This window comes from Enterococcus sp. AZ163, from assembly GCF_050498925.1.
GTDB classification, from domain to species: Bacteria; Bacillota; Bacilli; order Lactobacillales; family Enterococcaceae; genus Enterococcus_A; species Enterococcus_A ferrettii.
The window spans coordinates 1-16,255 of the sequence record NZ_JBIPAO010000004.1 but is presented as its reverse complement, the minus strand read 5'-3'; the positions used below and the strand labels follow the sequence as shown (position 1 = coordinate 16,255).

The 16,255-nt window shown below is 37.0% G+C and carries 24 protein-coding genes and 1 pseudogene; 15 read left to right on the top strand and 10 right to left on the bottom strand.

All coding sequences use genetic code 11. From position 1 onward, the window contains the following. The first annotated feature begins 2 nt into the window (after positions 1-2). The 6 genes from IGI46_RS24715 to IGI46_RS24690 all read left to right on the top strand — a co-directional run bounded on the left by IGI46_RS24715 (position 3) and on the right by IGI46_RS24690 (position 6,441). On the top strand, positions 3-2,720 hold the full coding sequence (locus tag IGI46_RS24715) for an SGNH/GDSL hydrolase family protein (RefSeq protein WP_429974486.1): 2,718 nt from the start codon (positions 3-5) through the stop codon (positions 2,718-2,720). A 130-nt stretch (positions 2,721-2,850) separates the two neighbouring features. Next, positions 2,851-3,936, top strand: coding sequence for a hypothetical protein (locus tag IGI46_RS24710; RefSeq protein ID WP_429974485.1), 1,086 nt, complete (start codon positions 2,851-2,853; stop codon positions 3,934-3,936). A 16-nt stretch (positions 3,937-3,952) separates the two neighbouring features. Then, complete coding sequence (locus IGI46_RS24705; RefSeq protein ID WP_429974484.1) at positions 3,953-4,837, top strand: hypothetical protein; 885 nt, start codon at positions 3,953-3,955, stop codon at positions 4,835-4,837. A 54-nt stretch (positions 4,838-4,891) separates the two neighbouring features. Further along, positions 4,892-5,119, top strand: a complete 228-nt coding sequence (locus IGI46_RS24700) for a hypothetical protein (protein ID WP_429974483.1) — start codon at positions 4,892-4,894, stop codon at positions 5,117-5,119. Then, positions 5,112-5,318 carry a phage holin gene (locus IGI46_RS24695; RefSeq protein WP_429974482.1) on the top strand — a complete coding sequence of 69 codons (207 nt, stop codon included), beginning with the start codon at positions 5,112-5,114 and terminating at the stop codon, positions 5,316-5,318. The genes IGI46_RS24700 and IGI46_RS24695 overlap by 8 nt, the downstream gene beginning before the upstream one ends. A 13-nt stretch (positions 5,319-5,331) precedes the next feature. After that, a complete protein-coding gene (locus IGI46_RS24690) occupies positions 5,332-6,441 on the top strand; it encodes a GH25 family lysozyme (RefSeq protein WP_429974481.1) in 1,110 nt (369 codons plus the stop codon). Positions 6,442-6,580: 139 nt separating this feature from the next. Here the strand turns inward: IGI46_RS24690 and IGI46_RS24685 are convergent, their stop codons facing one another. The 8 genes and pseudogenes from IGI46_RS24685 to IGI46_RS24650 form a co-directional block, all read right to left on the bottom strand. Next, positions 6,581-6,877, bottom strand: a complete 297-nt coding sequence (locus IGI46_RS24685) for a DUF5960 family protein (RefSeq protein WP_429974480.1) — start codon at positions 6,875-6,877, stop codon at positions 6,581-6,583. A gap of 15 nt (positions 6,878-6,892) precedes the next feature. Next, positions 6,893-7,168 (bottom strand): hypothetical protein, encoded by a 276-nt coding sequence (locus IGI46_RS24680; protein WP_429974479.1) that lies wholly within the window; start codon positions 7,166-7,168, stop codon positions 6,893-6,895. A 23-nt stretch (positions 7,169-7,191) separates the two neighbouring features. After that, positions 7,192-7,533: a DUF7694 domain-containing protein gene (locus IGI46_RS24675; RefSeq protein WP_010760044.1), complete on the bottom strand. Its 342-nt coding sequence runs from the start codon at positions 7,531-7,533 to the stop codon at positions 7,192-7,194. 288 nt (positions 7,534-7,821) lie between these two features. Continuing rightward, positions 7,822-8,964 carry a tyrosine-type recombinase/integrase gene (locus tag IGI46_RS24670; RefSeq protein ID WP_429974478.1) on the bottom strand — a complete coding sequence of 381 codons (1,143 nt, stop codon included), beginning with the start codon at positions 8,962-8,964 and terminating at the stop codon, positions 7,822-7,824. 461 nt (positions 8,965-9,425) lie between these two features. Next, positions 9,426-9,608 (bottom strand): annotated as a pseudogene (locus tag IGI46_RS24665) (hypothetical protein); the annotation flags it as partial. Positions 9,609-9,670: 62 nt separating this feature from the next. Continuing rightward, complete coding sequence (locus IGI46_RS24660; RefSeq protein WP_429974477.1) at positions 9,671-10,189, bottom strand: hypothetical protein; 519 nt, start codon at positions 10,187-10,189, stop codon at positions 9,671-9,673. A 185-nt stretch (positions 10,190-10,374) separates the two neighbouring features. Beyond that, on the bottom strand, positions 10,375-10,896 hold the full coding sequence (locus IGI46_RS24655) for a hypothetical protein (protein WP_429974476.1): 522 nt from the start codon (positions 10,894-10,896) through the stop codon (positions 10,375-10,377). A 24-nt stretch (positions 10,897-10,920) separates the two neighbouring features. After that, complete coding sequence (locus IGI46_RS24650) at positions 10,921-11,571, bottom strand: LexA family protein (protein WP_429974475.1); 651 nt, start codon at positions 11,569-11,571, stop codon at positions 10,921-10,923. Positions 11,572-11,727: 156 nt separating this feature from the next. Here IGI46_RS24650 and IGI46_RS24645 point away from each other — a divergent pair, with 156 nt between their 5' ends. Together IGI46_RS24645 and IGI46_RS24640 are read left to right on the top strand one after the other, a co-directional pair. After that, positions 11,728-11,958 (top strand): helix-turn-helix transcriptional regulator, encoded by a 231-nt coding sequence (locus IGI46_RS24645; RefSeq protein ID WP_429974474.1) that lies wholly within the window; start codon positions 11,728-11,730, stop codon positions 11,956-11,958. Further along, positions 11,958-12,176 (top strand): hypothetical protein, encoded by a 219-nt coding sequence (locus IGI46_RS24640; protein ID WP_429974473.1) that lies wholly within the window; start codon positions 11,958-11,960, stop codon positions 12,174-12,176. The genes IGI46_RS24645 and IGI46_RS24640 overlap by 1 nt, the downstream gene beginning before the upstream one ends. On the opposite strand, the gene IGI46_RS24635 is transcribed toward IGI46_RS24640, so the two are convergent. Continuing rightward, entirely contained in the window at positions 12,147-12,485 is a 339-nt protein-coding gene (locus IGI46_RS24635) for a hypothetical protein (RefSeq protein WP_429974472.1), read from the bottom strand. The genes IGI46_RS24640 and IGI46_RS24635 overlap by 30 nt on opposite strands. A 97-nt stretch (positions 12,486-12,582) precedes the next feature. Between IGI46_RS24635 and IGI46_RS24630 the strand changes: the two genes are divergently transcribed. Next, positions 12,583-12,825 carry a hypothetical protein gene (locus IGI46_RS24630; protein ID WP_429974471.1) on the top strand — a complete coding sequence of 81 codons (243 nt, stop codon included), beginning with the start codon at positions 12,583-12,585 and terminating at the stop codon, positions 12,823-12,825. A 45-nt stretch (positions 12,826-12,870) separates the two neighbouring features. Here IGI46_RS24630 and IGI46_RS24625 read toward each other — a convergent pair whose 3' ends face one another. After that, complete coding sequence (locus IGI46_RS24625; RefSeq protein WP_429974469.1) at positions 12,871-13,107, bottom strand: hypothetical protein; 237 nt, start codon at positions 13,105-13,107, stop codon at positions 12,871-12,873. 141 nt (positions 13,108-13,248) lie between these two features. On the opposite strand from IGI46_RS24625, the gene IGI46_RS24620 reads away from it, so the two are divergent. From IGI46_RS24620 to IGI46_RS24595, 6 genes are all read left to right on the top strand, one after another. Further along, positions 13,249-13,401: a hypothetical protein gene (locus tag IGI46_RS24620; RefSeq protein ID WP_429974468.1), complete on the top strand. Its 153-nt coding sequence runs from the start codon at positions 13,249-13,251 to the stop codon at positions 13,399-13,401. A 79-nt stretch (positions 13,402-13,480) separates the two neighbouring features. Continuing rightward, entirely contained in the window at positions 13,481-14,023 is a 543-nt protein-coding gene (locus tag IGI46_RS24615) for a hypothetical protein (protein WP_429974467.1), read from the top strand. Further along, entirely contained in the window at positions 14,023-14,301 is a 279-nt protein-coding gene (locus tag IGI46_RS24610; RefSeq protein WP_429974466.1) for a helix-turn-helix domain-containing protein, read from the top strand. The genes IGI46_RS24615 and IGI46_RS24610 overlap by 1 nt, the downstream gene beginning before the upstream one ends. 1 nt (position 14,302) lies before the next feature. Beyond that, the gene (locus tag IGI46_RS24605) at positions 14,303-14,515 is read left to right on the top strand and encodes a hypothetical protein (protein WP_429974465.1); all 213 of its coding nucleotides are present in this window, start codon (positions 14,303-14,305) and stop codon (positions 14,513-14,515) included. A 150-nt stretch (positions 14,516-14,665) separates the two neighbouring features. Then, on the top strand, positions 14,666-15,607 hold the full coding sequence (locus IGI46_RS24600; protein WP_429974528.1) for a YqaJ viral recombinase family protein: 942 nt from the start codon (positions 14,666-14,668) through the stop codon (positions 15,605-15,607). Position 15,608: 1 nt separating this feature from the next. After that, positions 15,609-16,255: recombinase RecT (locus tag IGI46_RS24595; protein WP_429974464.1), on the top strand; the 647-nt coding region annotated here is incomplete at its 3' end.

Sequence of the window (16,255 nt, the reverse complement as noted above, 5' to 3'; positions counted from 1 at the left end):
AAATGAGAGTTAAGAGTTGTGATCCCTCGGAAGTAGAAGTGTCACCAAAACTATACAACGCTTGTACTTTCGAGATAATAGACGAATGGAAGCCGGAAAAGCATGCCAAAACCTGTGATACAATGTTCTATCTTAAAAATGGAACAGGAGCATATGTATGGGATTGCGATAAATGGGTGTTCTTGGATTTTTCTGGATATACTGCACCTGACTGGAACGCAAAAGAAAATCAGCAAGGATACATCGATAACAAACCGTTCATTACTTTAGGAAATGGATTGACAGTATCAGAAAATGGAGAACTCAGCGTAAGTATTACGGCGGAAGATTTGAGCGTATATACGAAAATAGATGCTGACGATTTATTTGCTGACAAATCGGAGTTTCGACAATTCGAACAGGATACTGGTCAAGCGATAAATATTGTTAGTGAAAAGACGTATTCGCTTGAATCAGAAAAGGTCGATAAAAACGGCGTTGGACAAGTTGGATGGGGAATGCTCGATCAAGAAGCGAGAGAAAACATTTCAGGTGGTAAAACTGCTGTTGTAGGGCCAAAATCAGTACTCACAGAATCTATTGTTGATGGAGTTGTTACAAGACAAAAGACCGCTTTTCCAACAAAAATTGCCACTCAAACAATTTTAGGAACGGTTAATATTGATACTGTAAATTTCAAAGTGACGTGTACCAGCAATACAGCAGTAGCCTTTGGCAGTGGGTTTGACATGCCTGGTAAAGCACAAGAAGTACCCATGGAAGTAGGCGGCACCCCAACATATATAGGATTCATTAATGGCATTCTAACTGTTCAAATGGGAAATAATACTTCTATACTCGAAAGTGAAAAGGCTACGCTGCTTTGTATATATTATGGTGGGATAGTCTACGCGCATGATTATAGGAATATTTCCTTAAATGGAATTCCTCTCGATAACCGAGACAATTCTGAGGGAACTATCTTATACGGTGATATTTCGGTTTATATCCTTGAAAAACGTATTCTTATCAGCAAGGGAACCGTGATTGCTTCCAACCGAGGTAACTTCAGGTTCGCTGAAGATGCCGATATCGAGCTAACTTATTCTAGCGACGGTGTGACGTTATATCTGGTAGCTGATAAACGAACAAAAAAATTTAGGGTATTAACGAGTATCTTTCCAGAGAGCCAAATCATTCTTGGAACAATTTTCAATGGCCGCTTTTACAAATCGAGTCCTAAAAGCCGTATAACAGTTTTTCCATTGGATGACGTGCAAGATGCGGGAGCACTATCTTTCATTAATTGGGCGTCTAGCCGCATCGACATAGTTGAAACGTCTAGCGAGAAAACAATTACTATCTCAGCAGGACAAACACCAATTGATTCAAGAAGCGGGCTGTATTATCGCAATGGATCTGAGATTAAAATTGACTTCTCCACTTACAACATAAGCCCGGCAAATGCAGTAATGACATTATTTCTGGTTCCATCAAAAACCAAGACTGCAGCTGGTGGCTATACAGCGCAAAGTTACTATGTGGATTACGCACCTCGAAGTATCGATGATATAAAAGTATTTTCATATTATGGCAAAAAGGTTTATGGAATTGATGATATTTCACGTCGGATTATTCGAGTAAATGGAGTGGAAAATGGAGGCTGGGGAAATGGGGTGCCGCAGCCTACGCCAGATACTGAATCGAAATTTAAATCAATCGAAGAATGGTTTTCAGCTGTAGCAGCTGGTGCGACATCTAAGATACTTTGGTTGGGAGATTCAACTTGGGCTGGTTATACTGGTCCAATCCACGGAAGTACTACACCATTTCCGCAACTCATACAATCAAAGCTAAATGAATATTTCGGTTCTGGTAAGGTAGTTTCTGCGAACGAGAGTATTGGTGGACAAACAATTACTTACTTTGCAGGACAGATCGAAAACTTGCTTACAAAACACTCTGATGCTGATTTGGTTATGATTGGCTGTGGTCTAAATGGAATCAATGGCTCTTCTACTGAAACAAGAAGAACAGCATTCGATACAATTGTAGCTTCATGTATTGAAAAAGGGATGATGCCCATTATTGCGACAGCTCAGGCCAATCAAGTGCCTAACACTGAGAGCGGCGACGACTGGGGCGGCAGAAGCCAGTTCTATACAACCAAGTTTGATCTGCCACTACGCTTAGGCATTTCGAAGAAATACAATCTTGAAGTTATTGACTATACCGAATTCACTCAACGATTGTTGGATAACGCACCAGAAAAAATCAGCGAACTAGTCGAAGATGGCCTTCACGGTTCAGCTATTATGCATGCTTATCAGACGGATTGGACCTTTAAAGAATTAGTACCTACTGTAAAAAGCCTGTCAGAAAGCGGAATTGTAAGTATCTACGATCAGAAATCTTTTGCGAGTCGTTCATTGAGATATGTGGAGGATATTACGCGTGATGCTGATGGCTTTAAAAGTCAGTGGAATTACACTGCAACAGAAAATGATATTTTGATGGATGTTTGGGTTTATTTAGAGCCAGAGCAGTCAGCACAATGGAACATGTTTGCTTCATTAGATGCAGGCGCCGCTAAGGTTGTTGTGAATGGTACTGATTACACTATCTCCGGGACTGGTAAGCAGTCAGTCTTAGCAGCAACGAAAGCGGGCCTTTACCATATTGTTGTGAAGGCTCAAGCAGGAACAATAAATTTCAAAGGACTAAAATTCGAATTGATTTAGCACACTTTCGAGTGTGCTATTTATTTTGGGAAAAATGGAGGTACACAAATTGGAGAAATATTTGAATCACGTATCAATTGTTATCGGGTTAACTGGAGACGCTTTGGGCAAGTTGTTAGGAGGAATCTAAATGGCATGCACATCTTGCGGAAAAAAAACTACTTATAGCGGTAACGGATCGGGTTGCTGCAAATTAAATGCTATGGATGAAGAGACACCATTAGAAAAAATAAAAAATGGTGATGAAGAATTCTGTTTTATTGAAATTACTAATGCAATTTGCGATAGCCTGCAAAATGATGAGGGTATACACCCATCAGCAACTCACTCTAACACGGATTGTGAAGACTTATCGGCTTTAAACGACCTAGCGACAGCAAGGCTTCATAACGCGCTGATGGTTCTAAATATCTGTGATGTTGATGAATATAAATGTTGGCTAGATAGTTTAGTAAGCTGGCAATGGAACGTCGACAAGGCAACCATCTGTGCTATCTGCGGCCTTTGGAAAAACATCCATGATTTGTGGAATGAAATTGATAAAATCTGGAAAGAATTTACTTTGGTTTGGGCAGCAATCAATGCCATCATCTCTCGAATTAACATCATTGAAAATGACATTAAGGATATCAAGAAAAAAATTGTAAACATTGAAGGTGAAATCAATAAACTATGGAACGATAGCACATCAATCTGGAATAATATTGGTGACATTATCACTGTGACTAATCAGCTGAAAGATACCGATAAAAGCTTACAGGATCAAATTAACGCAATAAAAAATAAGCTGCCTAGTGGTTTTTCGACTTTAGTGACGAAAGAAATTTGGAGAGGCATAGGTCACGCTGGGAATAATTTAACTTTGTCTGAATCAGCTTTAAACTTCGATGCTATTCGAGTGAGTTTTAATGTCGGCGGTACCCAATATTCTGTAGATATTCAGCCGGGATACCTGCAGCATGATGCCGCTAATGTGGCAACTTACTCAGGCATGGATTTCAGTGGTACCAACAAATTAGAAGGTAGTGCTGGTTTGAAGGCTACAAATGCAAGTATGAACGTTTTGAACGTAGTCCCTGATAAATCGAACCTTGTTTGGACAAATCTTACCACTAATGTTATCGACAAGTTTGTCCAAGGAACAGCATGCAATGGACAGGTTGGAGAATGTACGATTAGTAGAATTGAAGGAGTAAGAAAAATTGATTATACGTAGGATAGGAGGTTTTTAGATGGCATGTGTTAGCTGTAAACAAAGTGGCGGTGGTTCAAGTTGCTGTAACATGCGAGCGATGGATGTTGTAACACCGTTGAATGATATCAGAAACGGCGATACAAATTATTGTTTTACCACTATAACTGATAAAATTTGCGAGAATCTTATGAACGACGAGGGCATTCATCCTTCTGCCTCACATTCTAATTCGGATTGTGATGATTTGAAATCACTGAATGATTTGGCAACAGGTTCGCTTCACAATGCATTAATGACTCTCGATATCTGCGATGTTGATGCGTATAAGTGCTGGCTAGATAGTTTGCTCGATTGGCAGTGGAATGTTGATAAAGCAATTATCTGCGCTATTTGTGGCTTATGGAAGATCGTTCGCTGCTTGGATGAAAAAACGCAACAATCGGTTCGAACAGTTAAATTATGGAGTGGGAAAGAGAATGCATTTGATTTACCTTCTATCTCGATCAGCGAAAATTTAGACTTGTTTGATTATTTAGATTTGCATCTTCTATTTGGTACGGAGCACGTAGTAGGCCGGGTATCGTTAGAAGGAGGATTAGGAGGAGTACCGACTACAGTCATTATGGATAAGGTTTCAGGCAATACGAGTTATTCTATTGCTCCGGGTGCACTTGTCGGAAAAGAAATCGGGTTAAGCTTCCCGAATCAGAAAACTGTGAAGATTGATCACTTCATTTGGTCGATAACAGGTAGCAACACAATGAGTTTGGATTCTGTTAATCCGGGCGTCTTTTGTGCTTTTTCTAATACCGCGAAAACAAAGGCATATAATGATTCGCAAGATGTTACAGGCGACAAGTCTCATCAGATACTGATGATTGAAGGAATTGTTTCTGGCGAGACAGGATCGTGTTTTAAATAAAGAAGCTTGGCACACTTTCGGGTGTGCTATTTATTTTGAGAGAGTAGGTGAAGTATGAATTTTGAGTTATTACTTTCGTTTTTAAGTATTGGTGGCACATTAATAGGTACTTTTTCTGGAATAGTGATTTCCAATAAATTGACGATATACAGAATTGAACAGTTAGAGAAGAAAGTTGAAAAACACAATAATGTTATCGAACGAACATATAAATTGGAAGGTCGTATGACAGAAGCTGAGCATGATCTTCGAGATATGAAAGGGGGTGGAGGAAATGAGTAACAAGACATATGATATTTTGAAATGGGTCGCAATGATTGTACTGCCAGCGACAGCTACTTTCGTGGGTGTAGTAGGAAAAGCCTTCTACTGGGATTATACAGACCTTGCAGTAGTTGTCATTACGGCGTTTGCAACCTTGCTAGGAACAATCTTAGGCGTGTCAGCTGCCAAGTATAACAATTCAGATCAGGGTGAATAATAGGAGGAAACGAATGAAAAAGAAAAGTATTGCAGTGAGCCTGTTAGCGGCTCTTTTTTTGTTGCCGATTTTTCAAGTTCAAGTAAATGCTGCTAAAGGCGATCAAGGAGTTGACTGGGCTATTTATCAGGGAGCAAATGGCCAGTTTGGCTATGCACATGATAAATTTGCTATCGCTCAAATTGGCGGTTATAACTCAGGAGGATTATATAATCAATGGACTTATGAGAGTCAAGTTAATTCCGCACTAGCTCAAGGAAAACGTGCTCATACTTACATTTGGTATGACACTTACGGAAGCATGGCCATTGCTAAAACAACGATGGATTACTTTTTACCTAAAGTAAAGACACCTCGCGGGTCTATTGTTGCTTTAGACTTTGAACATGGAGCTAGTTCGAACAAGCAAGCGAATACAGACACAATCATTTACGGAATGCGGCGAATTCGAGATGCTGGTTATACCCCCATGTATTACAGTTACAAACCATTTACCTTAGCCAATGTATATTATCAGCAAATTCTAGCTGAGTTTCCTGATTCATTATGGATGGCAGCATATCCAAACTACAATGTTACTACAAGCCCTGTATGGTCGGTATTTCCAAGTATGGATGGTGTAGCAATCTATCAATTCACTTCGACTTATGTTGGTGGCGGTTTAGATGGAAATATCGATCTGACAGGAGTTACTGATAATGGTTATACCACGCTACCTGATCCGAATCCTTCTGAAGTGACAGATGTTTATCGAGCCGGTCAGAACTATTCAGTGATGGAAGTTGGTAACGATAAGGGTCACGTAGATGGATTTGGTGCGGTGAATGGGAAGATCAAAGCAGAAGGATGGAGCACACGTACGAAGAAATATCAGTATGCATTCATTCTAGATCGAACGACTGGTAAAGAATTGAAGCGAATCAAATTAAAAGATTTGCCAAGAGCCGATGCAGCAAAAGTATACAATAGAAATGATGTTGCTGGATTTAGCATTGAATTCAATCAAAATGACGTTGAAGGTCATTCAATTATTGTAATGATTCGGAGCACCAACGATCCTGAAGGTGATGTCAAAGGTGGATTTAATGACCTTACTGAAACTCGTTGGTATTTAGATATTTAAATGAAACAAAAAGTCCCCATCCGTATTCGGGTGGGGATGTACATAATGGTTGTGTCCATATCGAAATTATTCTAGCGATAAGTTGTGGGGAAAGTGCATATTTTGTATAAAAGTTGTAAAATGACAACGAGGTGGATTTTTATTTGCTGAAAAGTTCGTTTCCTTCTTCGTCAAAGAACTTTACTTCTCGCAATCTATAGACATCAAACGTTATATTTTGCTTAAGCGTAGTGATATCAAAATAAAAGACGGCTTCCTTATTGTTTTTGGTTAGCGATGCTGGCACACGAAAGTGATTTATCTTTTGTGTCTCCATTATATAGAGTAGCTCTTTTTGCAGAGCGAACAACGGTATATCAGCGTTGACGTATTTGTGGAACATGGCGATAAACTTGTCGTCCTTGAATGCGAAATCTTTTCGGTGTACTTCTAGCATTGGATCACCTTGATATTAAGCAAATGCTTTCTTCGCAGGCATTGAGCTGTATTCAAATTCCATCATGAGTTTTGTCTTACCAATAACCGAATACTTCTTAATCACGAACTGTTTTCTTCTATTATATTCACCAAATACTGATACTTTCATTCCATCATCAACGTCAGCAAGAAAATTAAGAGAGTGACCCGCGATTAAGCAACTTACTCCGTCTAACTTGAAGTAAACTAATGGACGCTCCGACATATTAAGAATTTTAATGCTGCTGACTATTCCAATTTTTGATTCCATGAAATCACTCCCTCATATAATTATTAGACCAACAGTAACGGTGGCGTTGGTATAGCAGTTTGTTGTGGTGCCCACAAATGAAGACAGTTTACGCGTACATTGACATAGTTTTCTTTTTTCGGATGTAACTGCATAACAACTTCATTTTCGTAAAAGCATAAATCTTTTAGTCTGCACATAGTTTCCCAGTCAGGAATGACTCTTTTGTTTTTGCAAGAGATAGACACATGGTCCCACTCTTCTCCGAAAGTGGCAATAACTAAATAAGTCCATTTGCCGCAGACCCATCTGAAAGTTAATCCATCTATTCCTTCATTGACGTCATACACTCTTATTGAATTTTTAATTTCTTCAATTGTTTTCATTCAATCACCTCGTAATCATTATACAAACATATGTTCGGTTTTGTAAAGAAAAAAATAGCCTACCAATGAAAACGAAGGCAAAATGTGTAATTTTTGGGTAGCTTGAGTATAAAAAAACCTCTAAATGCTGGTATAATAGCATTTAGAGGATATTACGTAAGCCACCTGTCGGCTTTCAGGTGCTTTTTACTGATAAATGATCATTTAATCTACTGCATTTACGTAGTTTGTGTTAACCGATATTTTACCAGTAAAAATAAGTATCTTGTGTAATTTTTGGGGGATGACTTATATTAGATCTCTCAAAAATTGTTCAGATTTCCGCTTGTTTTTATTTCGGTTTTCTTTAGTAGAAGAGGCATACTCATAAGATTGTGTAATCTCTTTGTGTCCAAGTTGTGATTTGATGTAGATAGGATCTGCTTCGGCCATAATTAAAAAGTCTGATTTTGCGTGTCTGAATGAGTGACTGGATATTCTTTTTACTCCTGCTAGTTCACATGTTTCTTTTATATACTTGTCAACTGCGGATACTGAAATGGGCCAGGTATTCTTATTATTTACGAACAGAAGGTCTTGCGGGTTCCTTAGCTTTCTTGCTAATACAGCTTCCCTTTGTTTGATATGATAACCTTTCAGATATGAGAAAAGAATTTTTGGAACGTCTAAATCTCTAATGCCTGCATCACTTTTTGGTGGGCCAAAGCGTTTGAGGCCGCCATCGGTTTTATACGCCCTTACAATAGAAATTGTTTCATCATCTTCGTTTAAATGTTCCCAAGCTAATGCAGCGATTTCTTGATAACGACAACCAGTATACATTTGAGTTAAAATAAAATATTTACTCGCTGAATCTTCTCGACTTAGTAAAGCCTCTTTGAATTTTTTCATATCATCAAAAGAAATAGTTTTTTCAGATAGATGAACAGCTTTTTGACCAACTATCTTAATATTTCTTGTAGGGTTGGAATGGATGTATTGCATATCCAAGGCTTCAATAAACATAGATTTGGCGATAGCATGCCTATTCTCCACAGTTTCTACTGCTAACCCTCTTTCATTTACGTTCCCAGGTTCTGCCAACCAATTGATCCACTTTTGATAATTCAACTTGGTTACTCCACGTAATGTTTGATTTTCCCCAAAAAAAGATTCTAAGTTTTTCTTTGTTATGTTGATCTTCTGCATTCTACCAGCGGAAACTTTACCTTTCTTAAAGGTATCGACCCAAGTGTCGTAAAAGTCTAATAATTTGATATCATGCAGAATTTCTCCTTTCATAATCTTAGACTGAAAATCTATATATGCTTCGTTCAACTCCTTTTTAGTTGATTTAGTTATCATTTTGTCTTTCCATTCATTTGTTAGTGGATCTTTGTACTTAAAACGAATTCTCCACTTTCCATTACCTAGTTTTATAGGTTCAGCCATGATAGGTTATCCTTTCTGATTTTTGTAAAGTAAATCAATAAATACATATGAATTGTTGCCAGTTCTCCACATTTTCTGCTGATAAATCTGATTCTGTTTTGCAGAATCAAACATACGTTCTTTTTTTGAGGTGAAAGAAAAGCCCGAAGGCATATTTCTTAAAAATCATCCCAGTTGTCATCTTCAGATTCAATGTCACTCAAGTCATTTTCTTGTTGATCAATGTCGGTTTCGGAATTACGTTTCATACCTAATCTGATTAAGCTGACAATAACAATTATCGAAAGAGCGATTCCTGCAGTTGCCGGGAAAAAGGGAGCAAGTATGGGTAATACCAATGCGGCAATTAGCAATGTCCAACAACCACACCCTGACTTTTGTTCATCATAATATTGTTTTCCATTTGTATAGTTTGGTGATAAACCAATTTTTCGCTTGCTAGAAGAACCAAGTTTTGTGACTGATTTAGTAGTTTTGTTATAAGTTTTGTTGTAAGCTGCTTTCTTCGGATTATTTACCCAACCAGCACCTTTTTTACCATACATTGGATTTACTGAACTTTTCAATTTACGCTTAACTTTACCAGTTGTACGTGCCTTAACAGATTTTTTTAAACTAGGCTTTCTTATACCAACTTTAACCATTTCTTCCTCCAATTAGTCATACAAATTAAAAACCATCCTAATTGACTATCAATGAATAAAAATTATTCAATAGTATATTTGTGGCCTGAGATGTTAAGTAAATCATCCGTAATCATTTGAATCATATCTTGATTAGGTTCAGTGCCATCGTATCTGATATCAATAAAAAGACCACTTCTAGAATAATCAAGCTTTTGATTTATTTCATTTGGAGTTATTTCTGTTTCAGGAGCCACAGTTCCTGAATCATATAAGTAATTCTGAATATTGTTTACAACGATTGCTCTAACAGCGTCATCAGTATTAAGTTCGTCCATCTGCATCTGAACTGTTTTCTTTACAGGCTCCATTGTTGCATATTTTGAATCAGATGCGTACCAATTTTCGTTCAACTTGTCTATTTTACTTGCTGTACTTTCTTCGGATGATTGTGTAGTTGGAACTTCAATCATACTACTAGATTCTTCGGTTTTTAAAGTTGATGATGTTGACACAGATGTATCCGAATCTTCGGAATCTGAACAGGCACCAAGTATCAATGTACAACTTAACAAAGTAAACAATCCCAAAATCTTTTTCATAAAAACTCCTCCAATTTTTTTGAATTTACATTTTATCCGTAGGTATAATACCGTATAGAGAAATACCCCACAGGATCAAATCTTTTTTTCTGTGTCTTTGAAAAGGGTATACCGAGTAAAAGAAAAAATCGAAGTCTAAAATTGTTAGATAATCGCAGTTTTTGTACGAATTAATATTCCTGTTTTTATTTGTTGTCCTTCATGTAGGCTCTAAAATCCTTTTCATTTAATAGCTTTACTTCCCATGATATTGGATCCCAATTATCAGAAAAAGTAACGGTATCTCCATCTTTCAAAACAAAACGTCTTTTTTCACCGATTTCTTCTAACATCTCGAAAGAATAATCTACATCTTCACCATCAGAACTGTCAGTAGTCTGTTCTTCACTAATTACATCAATTGAAACATAACCGTTTTGGTTTTCATCATCAGAACCATACTGCATATCAGTAAGAACAGCATAATACGCACCAGGTTCGATGTCAGTTCCTACAATATAGTCTCCCCCAGCTAAAATATCAGTGGATACAGCATTATCATTTGTTTTTTCTTTTGTTAAACTTTTACTGCTTTTATCTGATTCAAATGTACTTGTTTCTGTCTTATCATCGGTGCTCGCTTCTTTCTGATTATTGGGGGAACTACACCCAGATAGTAAAAATAGACTACTTAATCCAACATAAAATCCAATAACAATTTTCTTCATACAAACTCCTCCATTTTTTTGAATTTACATTTTATCCGTAGGTATAATACCGTACAGGAAAACACCATGAATAATTACATCTACCTCATCCTCATCCTTTACATACTCCCAAGGAGCATGAAACTTTGAATAAGAAAGGGGAGTGAACTTGATTCCGTTTTCTGTATGAGCTACTTGTTTAAGAGTAGCATCATCCCCGTTAATAGTAACTGCGCAGATATCCCCATCTTCCCAATCAAGACACTTGTGTATTATAGCAATGGACCCTTCAGGAATAATTCTATTCATTGAATCTCCCAAAACGCGTAAAGCAAAGATATCTTCCCTACCATATCTTTTTATTACTGAAGGCTGAATAGCAATAGAGCCTTCGTAGTCGCTAACCAATCCAGCTGGAGATGATGCAGCAATACGTCCCAAAATTGGAATTGTATATTCCTTTGGAATTTCGCCAGATATTGATACTTCATTGTTAAGCTTTTCATTCCCCAATAAAAAATCAGTTGAAACGTTAAAAAGATTAGCCAATTTAACAAGCGTCACTTTATCAGGACTTCTTGTATCATTTTCATATCCAGATACAGATGCCTTGGTCACATTTATTTTTTCGCCTAATTGTGATTGTGTCCAGTCCATGTTATTTCGAAGTTTCCTTAGTCTAGCACCAAAAGTCATGTTTACACCTCGTTTCCTTAATAAGTTTATCGTTTACAATTTGTAAACTCAAGAGAAAAACAACTAAGTTTACAAAATGTTGATTTTTGTATTGACAGTTTACTAAATGTGTACTATACTAAGTTTACAGTTAGTTGACAGAAAGGAGTGATAACAATGATTGAAAAGTTAAAAAATATTCGCGAACAAAATAACTTGACTGCTTCGGAAGTTGCTGAAAAGGTTGGCATAACAAAAGGCTATTACTCTATGATTGAAAATGGTAAGCGTGGTTTAAGTTACCCGATAGCTGTTAAGATTGCGGATGTGTTTGGGAAAAAACCAGACGAAATTTTTTTTGACCACGAGTTTACAAATGAGAAACTTATAGATAAGGAGGTGGTCTGATGAAAATCAGCGTATCGTTCGAGGCGAATAGCCTCCAAGAGTACAAACAATTGTTGCTTTTACTTGAGATCGGGGCTTTTCCTTACGGAAAGGATAAAACGCCGGCAGGTTTGAAAGTAATTCCTAAAGACAACGGTTACCCAAATGTTGAAGAATATGAAAAGGAAAAAGGTAGAGTACCGCCTATATCAGACGATGATATTAAGGATGAACGTTGATGAATACAAAAAAGCAACATCAGTGGGTTCGTCAAATTCTCTTACTTCAACAAGTAAATCAAATGGCTTATTGCAATATAGGGTAGTTTTTTGCCCAACGATGTGATCGCCATCTAGTTTAACAGGTTCTTTTTCTAAAATGATTGAACAATCATTATTGAAGTTGTATTGAGTTTCACTTTCTGAAAGCTTGATTTCTTCTTGGACGGATAAATCTTTAACAGAAAGGTTATTGAAATTCTTTTCTTCGTTATTTAGATGTAAGTCTTCAAAGACTTCGTAAGAGTAAGGATATTCTTTTTCAGTCATATATTCACCTCACTTTAAAACAAGTGGGTAACCAACTACAGGGTAACAAAACATATGACCGAACAAAAAGAGAACATAAAAATAAGGAGGCAGTCTGATGAAGTTCAGTCAGTATTTAGTTCGAATGAAAAGAGAAAAGATTGCTCGCAATTACACACCTTTGATTCTGAAACAAGGAAACAAATCTGAAGTGATTGAAGTCGTTTCAGAAAGTCCAGCAATTTTGAGACCTAGAACCAAAGAAACCATATTTAAATATATCGGTGAAGATGGAAAACCAGTTTTTACTAAACAAATTAGACTAAAAACAATTATTGTTCAAAGGTCAGATAGACCATAGAAGTTTCTATAATACTTTTTTCGTTTATCTTTTGGTCAATTTTCTCTACAGCTCTGAAAGGCTTATTGCTGAGATTGTAGTAGAAACATACTCTTCATCTAAAAAAATCGCCTCTGGATTTTCTAAGAGTATTTCATTTTTGTATTCGTCAGAAACAGACTCAATGACTTTGCTGAAAGACAATATGATATAGACATCATTTTCAAAAAGATATTTTACTTTGCTGTCAGAAATCACGAGTTCATCTTGGACGGTCAAATCGTGAATGATTAGATTATTCATTATTTCTGATTCTGCATTAAATGTTAATTCGAAAGGTACTTCATATTCATTATGCAAATTATCACCTCGCTTTCACGCGAGCAACCTAATTAATGATATCAAACAGTAACAGCGAACATAAAGAGAACAGGAGGTGGCAAAATGACCAATGAAGAAAAGATCAAAGCAATCTTAGACGCTAGGCCCAACTTAAAACACATCATCAAGTTTGCTACAGACGAACAGCTGGAACGATTAGTTGAAGAGGTTCAAAAAGAACTTCAACGTGAACTTGATGAAGCTGCATTTGTTTAAATCTATTACCTATTAACCATTTTAAGGCTTTGAACCATCTGAATAAAAGATGGTCAAATCAGAACGAAGGAGGGAAATCGTGATATCAACAGTTTCAAGAAAGTTAAGGAAGCCGATAATCGTATGGCTACTTAAGAGCGAAGTATCAAAGCGAGATTTAGCTAATGCTTTAGGAGTGTCCAGACAATCACCGACAGATTGGACTAAAGAAGACCCAACCAATGTAACGCCTGAAAATGCAGTAAGAATTGCTGAGTATGCGAACGATACAGATTTAACTATGAATATTGTATATAAGTTCTTTGGAATTTTTAGGCCGATGGATGGCGATGTATACAAACGTGACCTTGCAGCAAGCGATGATTTGCAAGAACTTGAAGAAGAAGAAAGAGACGAAGCTAAGAAGCTAGCTAGAAGAGTTCTTTGCAAGGAAGTGCGTTGCTTGACTTCCAAAGACCACAACCTATTAATCAAGTTAGCAAAAGAACAAGCCGAGGTAATTTTTGCAGGAACTCAATTTTTAAATGCTTTATGCGAGGTTGAAAACATATCAATCATGGATTTGTTCTCGATGTTTATGAACGATTGGCAAAATGCCGGATATTTTGGAGGTGATGACTAATGAATATGTCAACATTTGCTGAAAAGAAAACTCAACGGTTGGCAAGAACGATTTCAGACAACTTATCTTGGTATATGAATATCACGGTACGAGTTAGCAATAAAGAGCTTGCTAAGAAAAGTGGAGTCTCAGAGTCAACGATTAGCCAGTTAAAAAATGATATTGAAGGAAAGCAAAGACCCGATTTAACAACTTTGACAAAACTGTCTTTAGCCTTAGGGATTGATTTTCTTGATTTAGTTACCGAGAAAAAGATTGTGGAAGCTAAGGAGGCCTAGCATGAGAAACCTAAAAATAATTCGAGGCTTTGGGATGGCTTTCTTGGTTGGATCAGTTCTGACTAGCAAAATCATTACTACCGTTCCCACAAACGTTGCTTTAGCGATCGTGTGCAGCATTGCTGCTGTGATTTTAGTACCAACTCAGATGATTTCTATTGATAAGGAATACGAAGAAGAAAAAAAGAAACGCCTGAACCGCCGACAAGCTTAGTTCAGACGCTATAGATAATTATTAACTAAGGAGATTATAACATGTTTGATTATGATACTGCAATTGCGGATATAGATTGTCCTGTTTTTACGAATGTGACTTACCAAGATAATGATGAATTTGATATTAGTATGGAAGGTTGGGATGGAGATGAGTAATTCTACCTTAACAATGACGCATCAGGAGTGGTTGATGGATCGGCAAAAGGGGATAGGCGGTTCAGATGTTGCAACCATCCTTGGATTAAATAAATGGAAATCAGCTTATCAATTATGGTTGGAAAAGACCGGACAAGTTGAAATTAAAGAAACTGATAGCGAACCAGCATACTGGGGAAACGTCTTGGAAGAAGTTGTAGCTAAAGAGTTTCAGGAGCGGACGGAGAAAAAGGTTCGAAGACGAAATCGAGTATTTGAGCATCCACTCCATCCATTTTTAAGAGCAAATATCGATCGAGATGTTGTTGGTGAGAATGCCATTTTGGAGTGTAAAACAGCAAATGTTTTTCTAGGTAAAGAATGGGACGGGGAAGAAGTTCCACTGAGTTATCTTTGCCAGGTACAGCATTACATGAATGTATTAAACCGTGATAGTTGCTATATTGCTGTTCTAATTGGTGGTCAGAAGTTTATTTGGAAGAAAGTTGATCGGGATCAGGAGCTGATCGATACCATCACTGAGCGACTTATTGAATTTTGGGAAACCAACGTCGTCAAAGGAATTGAACCACCAATCGATGGTAGTGAAGCTACATCTGAGTTTATCAAGAACAGATATGCTGAAGAGGGTGCAAATGAAATTACTCTCCCTTCAAAATTTGATGAACTTGTCGAGAGCCGAAGACAGTTAAAAGAAACTGAAAAAACGATAAAGACTCAAATTGCTAAAGTCGAAAACGAAATAAAAAGTGAATTAGGTAAAAAGAATGCGGTAATTGGTATTACTCCTAAATATGTCATCTCTTGGAAAGAACAATCAAGAACTGGCTTAGACAAGGATGCAATCAAAGAAAAGTATCCTGAGGTAGCAAATGATCCGGATATTTACAAAGAAACAAGTTTTAAAAAATTAGTTGAGAAGGAGATTGGATAATATGGCAACAAATGATTCTCTAAAGAATCAACTTGCTGAGAAAAATCAAAAGCAAGTTGATCCTAGTAAATTAGGATTAAAAGCATTGATGAATACGCCAACGATGCGAAAGAAGTTTGAAGAAGTTCTTCATGACAACACAAACGGGTTTATGGCTAACGTAATGACATTGGTATCTAACGACAGTTATCTTGCTGACAGTGAACCTATGTCGATTATGAGTGGAGCATTGACTGCTGCCACACTAAACCTTGGATTAGATAAAAATCTCGGATATGCGTATTTGGTGCCTTTTAATCAAAAAAATAAAGTAACAAAAAAATGGGAAAAGAAAGCTCAGTTTATTCTAGGATACAAAGGCTACATTCAATTAGCACAACGAAGTGGTCAATATAGAGCACTCAATGTGATTGAAATTTATGAAGGGGAGTTAATTAGTTGGAATAGACTGACAGAAGAATTTGAATTTGATCCTAATGGAAAAAAATCTGATGACGTTATTGGGTATGTTGGTTATTTTGAACTCCTAAACGGATTCAAGAAAACAGTCTATTGGACGAGACAAGAAATTGAAGCGCATAGAGTCTCAAACAGCAAAGATAAAGATAAAACTAGCTTGAGCGGTGTATGGAGATCAGACTATCATGC

What these genes read in the sequence shown, in the direction of transcription:
- IGI46_RS24715 (WP_429974486.1), top strand. Translation starts at nt 3, where the DNA reads ATGAGAGTTAAGAGTTGTGATCCCTCGGAAGTAGAAGTGTCACCAAAA.
- IGI46_RS24710 (WP_429974485.1), top strand. Translation starts at nt 2,851, where the DNA reads ATGGCATGCACATCTTGCGGAAAAAAAACTACTTATAGCGGTAACGGA.
- IGI46_RS24705 (WP_429974484.1), top strand. Translation starts at nt 3,953, where the DNA reads ATGGCATGTGTTAGCTGTAAACAAAGTGGCGGTGGTTCAAGTTGCTGT.
- IGI46_RS24700 (WP_429974483.1), top strand. Translation starts at nt 4,892, where the DNA reads ATGAATTTTGAGTTATTACTTTCGTTTTTAAGTATTGGTGGCACATTA.
- IGI46_RS24695 (WP_429974482.1), top strand. Translation starts at nt 5,112, where the DNA reads ATGAGTAACAAGACATATGATATTTTGAAATGGGTCGCAATGATTGTA.
- IGI46_RS24690 (WP_429974481.1), top strand. Translation starts at nt 5,332, where the DNA reads ATGAAAAAGAAAAGTATTGCAGTGAGCCTGTTAGCGGCTCTTTTTTTG.
- IGI46_RS24685 (WP_429974480.1), bottom strand. Translation starts at nt 6,877, where the DNA reads ATGCTAGAAGTACACCGAAAAGATTTCGCATTCAAGGACGACAAGTTT.
- IGI46_RS24680 (WP_429974479.1), bottom strand. Translation starts at nt 7,168, where the DNA reads ATGGAATCAAAAATTGGAATAGTCAGCAGCATTAAAATTCTTAATATG.
- IGI46_RS24675 (WP_010760044.1), bottom strand. Translation starts at nt 7,533, where the DNA reads ATGAAAACAATTGAAGAAATTAAAAATTCAATAAGAGTGTATGACGTC.
- IGI46_RS24670 (WP_429974478.1), bottom strand. Translation starts at nt 8,964, where the DNA reads ATGGCTGAACCTATAAAACTAGGTAATGGAAAGTGGAGAATTCGTTTT.
- IGI46_RS24660 (WP_429974477.1), bottom strand. Translation starts at nt 10,189, where the DNA reads ATGAAAAAGATTTTGGGATTGTTTACTTTGTTAAGTTGTACATTGATA.
- IGI46_RS24655 (WP_429974476.1), bottom strand. Translation starts at nt 10,896, where the DNA reads ATGAAGAAAATTGTTATTGGATTTTATGTTGGATTAAGTAGTCTATTT.
- IGI46_RS24650 (WP_429974475.1), bottom strand. Translation starts at nt 11,571, where the DNA reads ATGACTTTTGGTGCTAGACTAAGGAAACTTCGAAATAACATGGACTGG.
- IGI46_RS24645 (WP_429974474.1), top strand. Translation starts at nt 11,728, where the DNA reads ATGATTGAAAAGTTAAAAAATATTCGCGAACAAAATAACTTGACTGCT.
- IGI46_RS24640 (WP_429974473.1), top strand. Translation starts at nt 11,958, where the DNA reads ATGAAAATCAGCGTATCGTTCGAGGCGAATAGCCTCCAAGAGTACAAA.
- IGI46_RS24635 (WP_429974472.1), bottom strand. Translation starts at nt 12,485, where the DNA reads ATGACTGAAAAAGAATATCCTTACTCTTACGAAGTCTTTGAAGACTTA.
- IGI46_RS24630 (WP_429974471.1), top strand. Translation starts at nt 12,583, where the DNA reads ATGAAGTTCAGTCAGTATTTAGTTCGAATGAAAAGAGAAAAGATTGCT.
- IGI46_RS24625 (WP_429974469.1), bottom strand. Translation starts at nt 13,107, where the DNA reads ATGAATAATCTAATCATTCACGATTTGACCGTCCAAGATGAACTCGTG.
- IGI46_RS24620 (WP_429974468.1), top strand. Translation starts at nt 13,249, where the DNA reads ATGACCAATGAAGAAAAGATCAAAGCAATCTTAGACGCTAGGCCCAAC.
- IGI46_RS24610 (WP_429974466.1), top strand. Translation starts at nt 14,023, where the DNA reads ATGAATATGTCAACATTTGCTGAAAAGAAAACTCAACGGTTGGCAAGA.
- IGI46_RS24605 (WP_429974465.1), top strand. Translation starts at nt 14,303, where the DNA reads ATGAGAAACCTAAAAATAATTCGAGGCTTTGGGATGGCTTTCTTGGTT.
- IGI46_RS24600 (WP_429974528.1), top strand. Translation starts at nt 14,666, where the DNA reads ATGAGTAATTCTACCTTAACAATGACGCATCAGGAGTGGTTGATGGAT.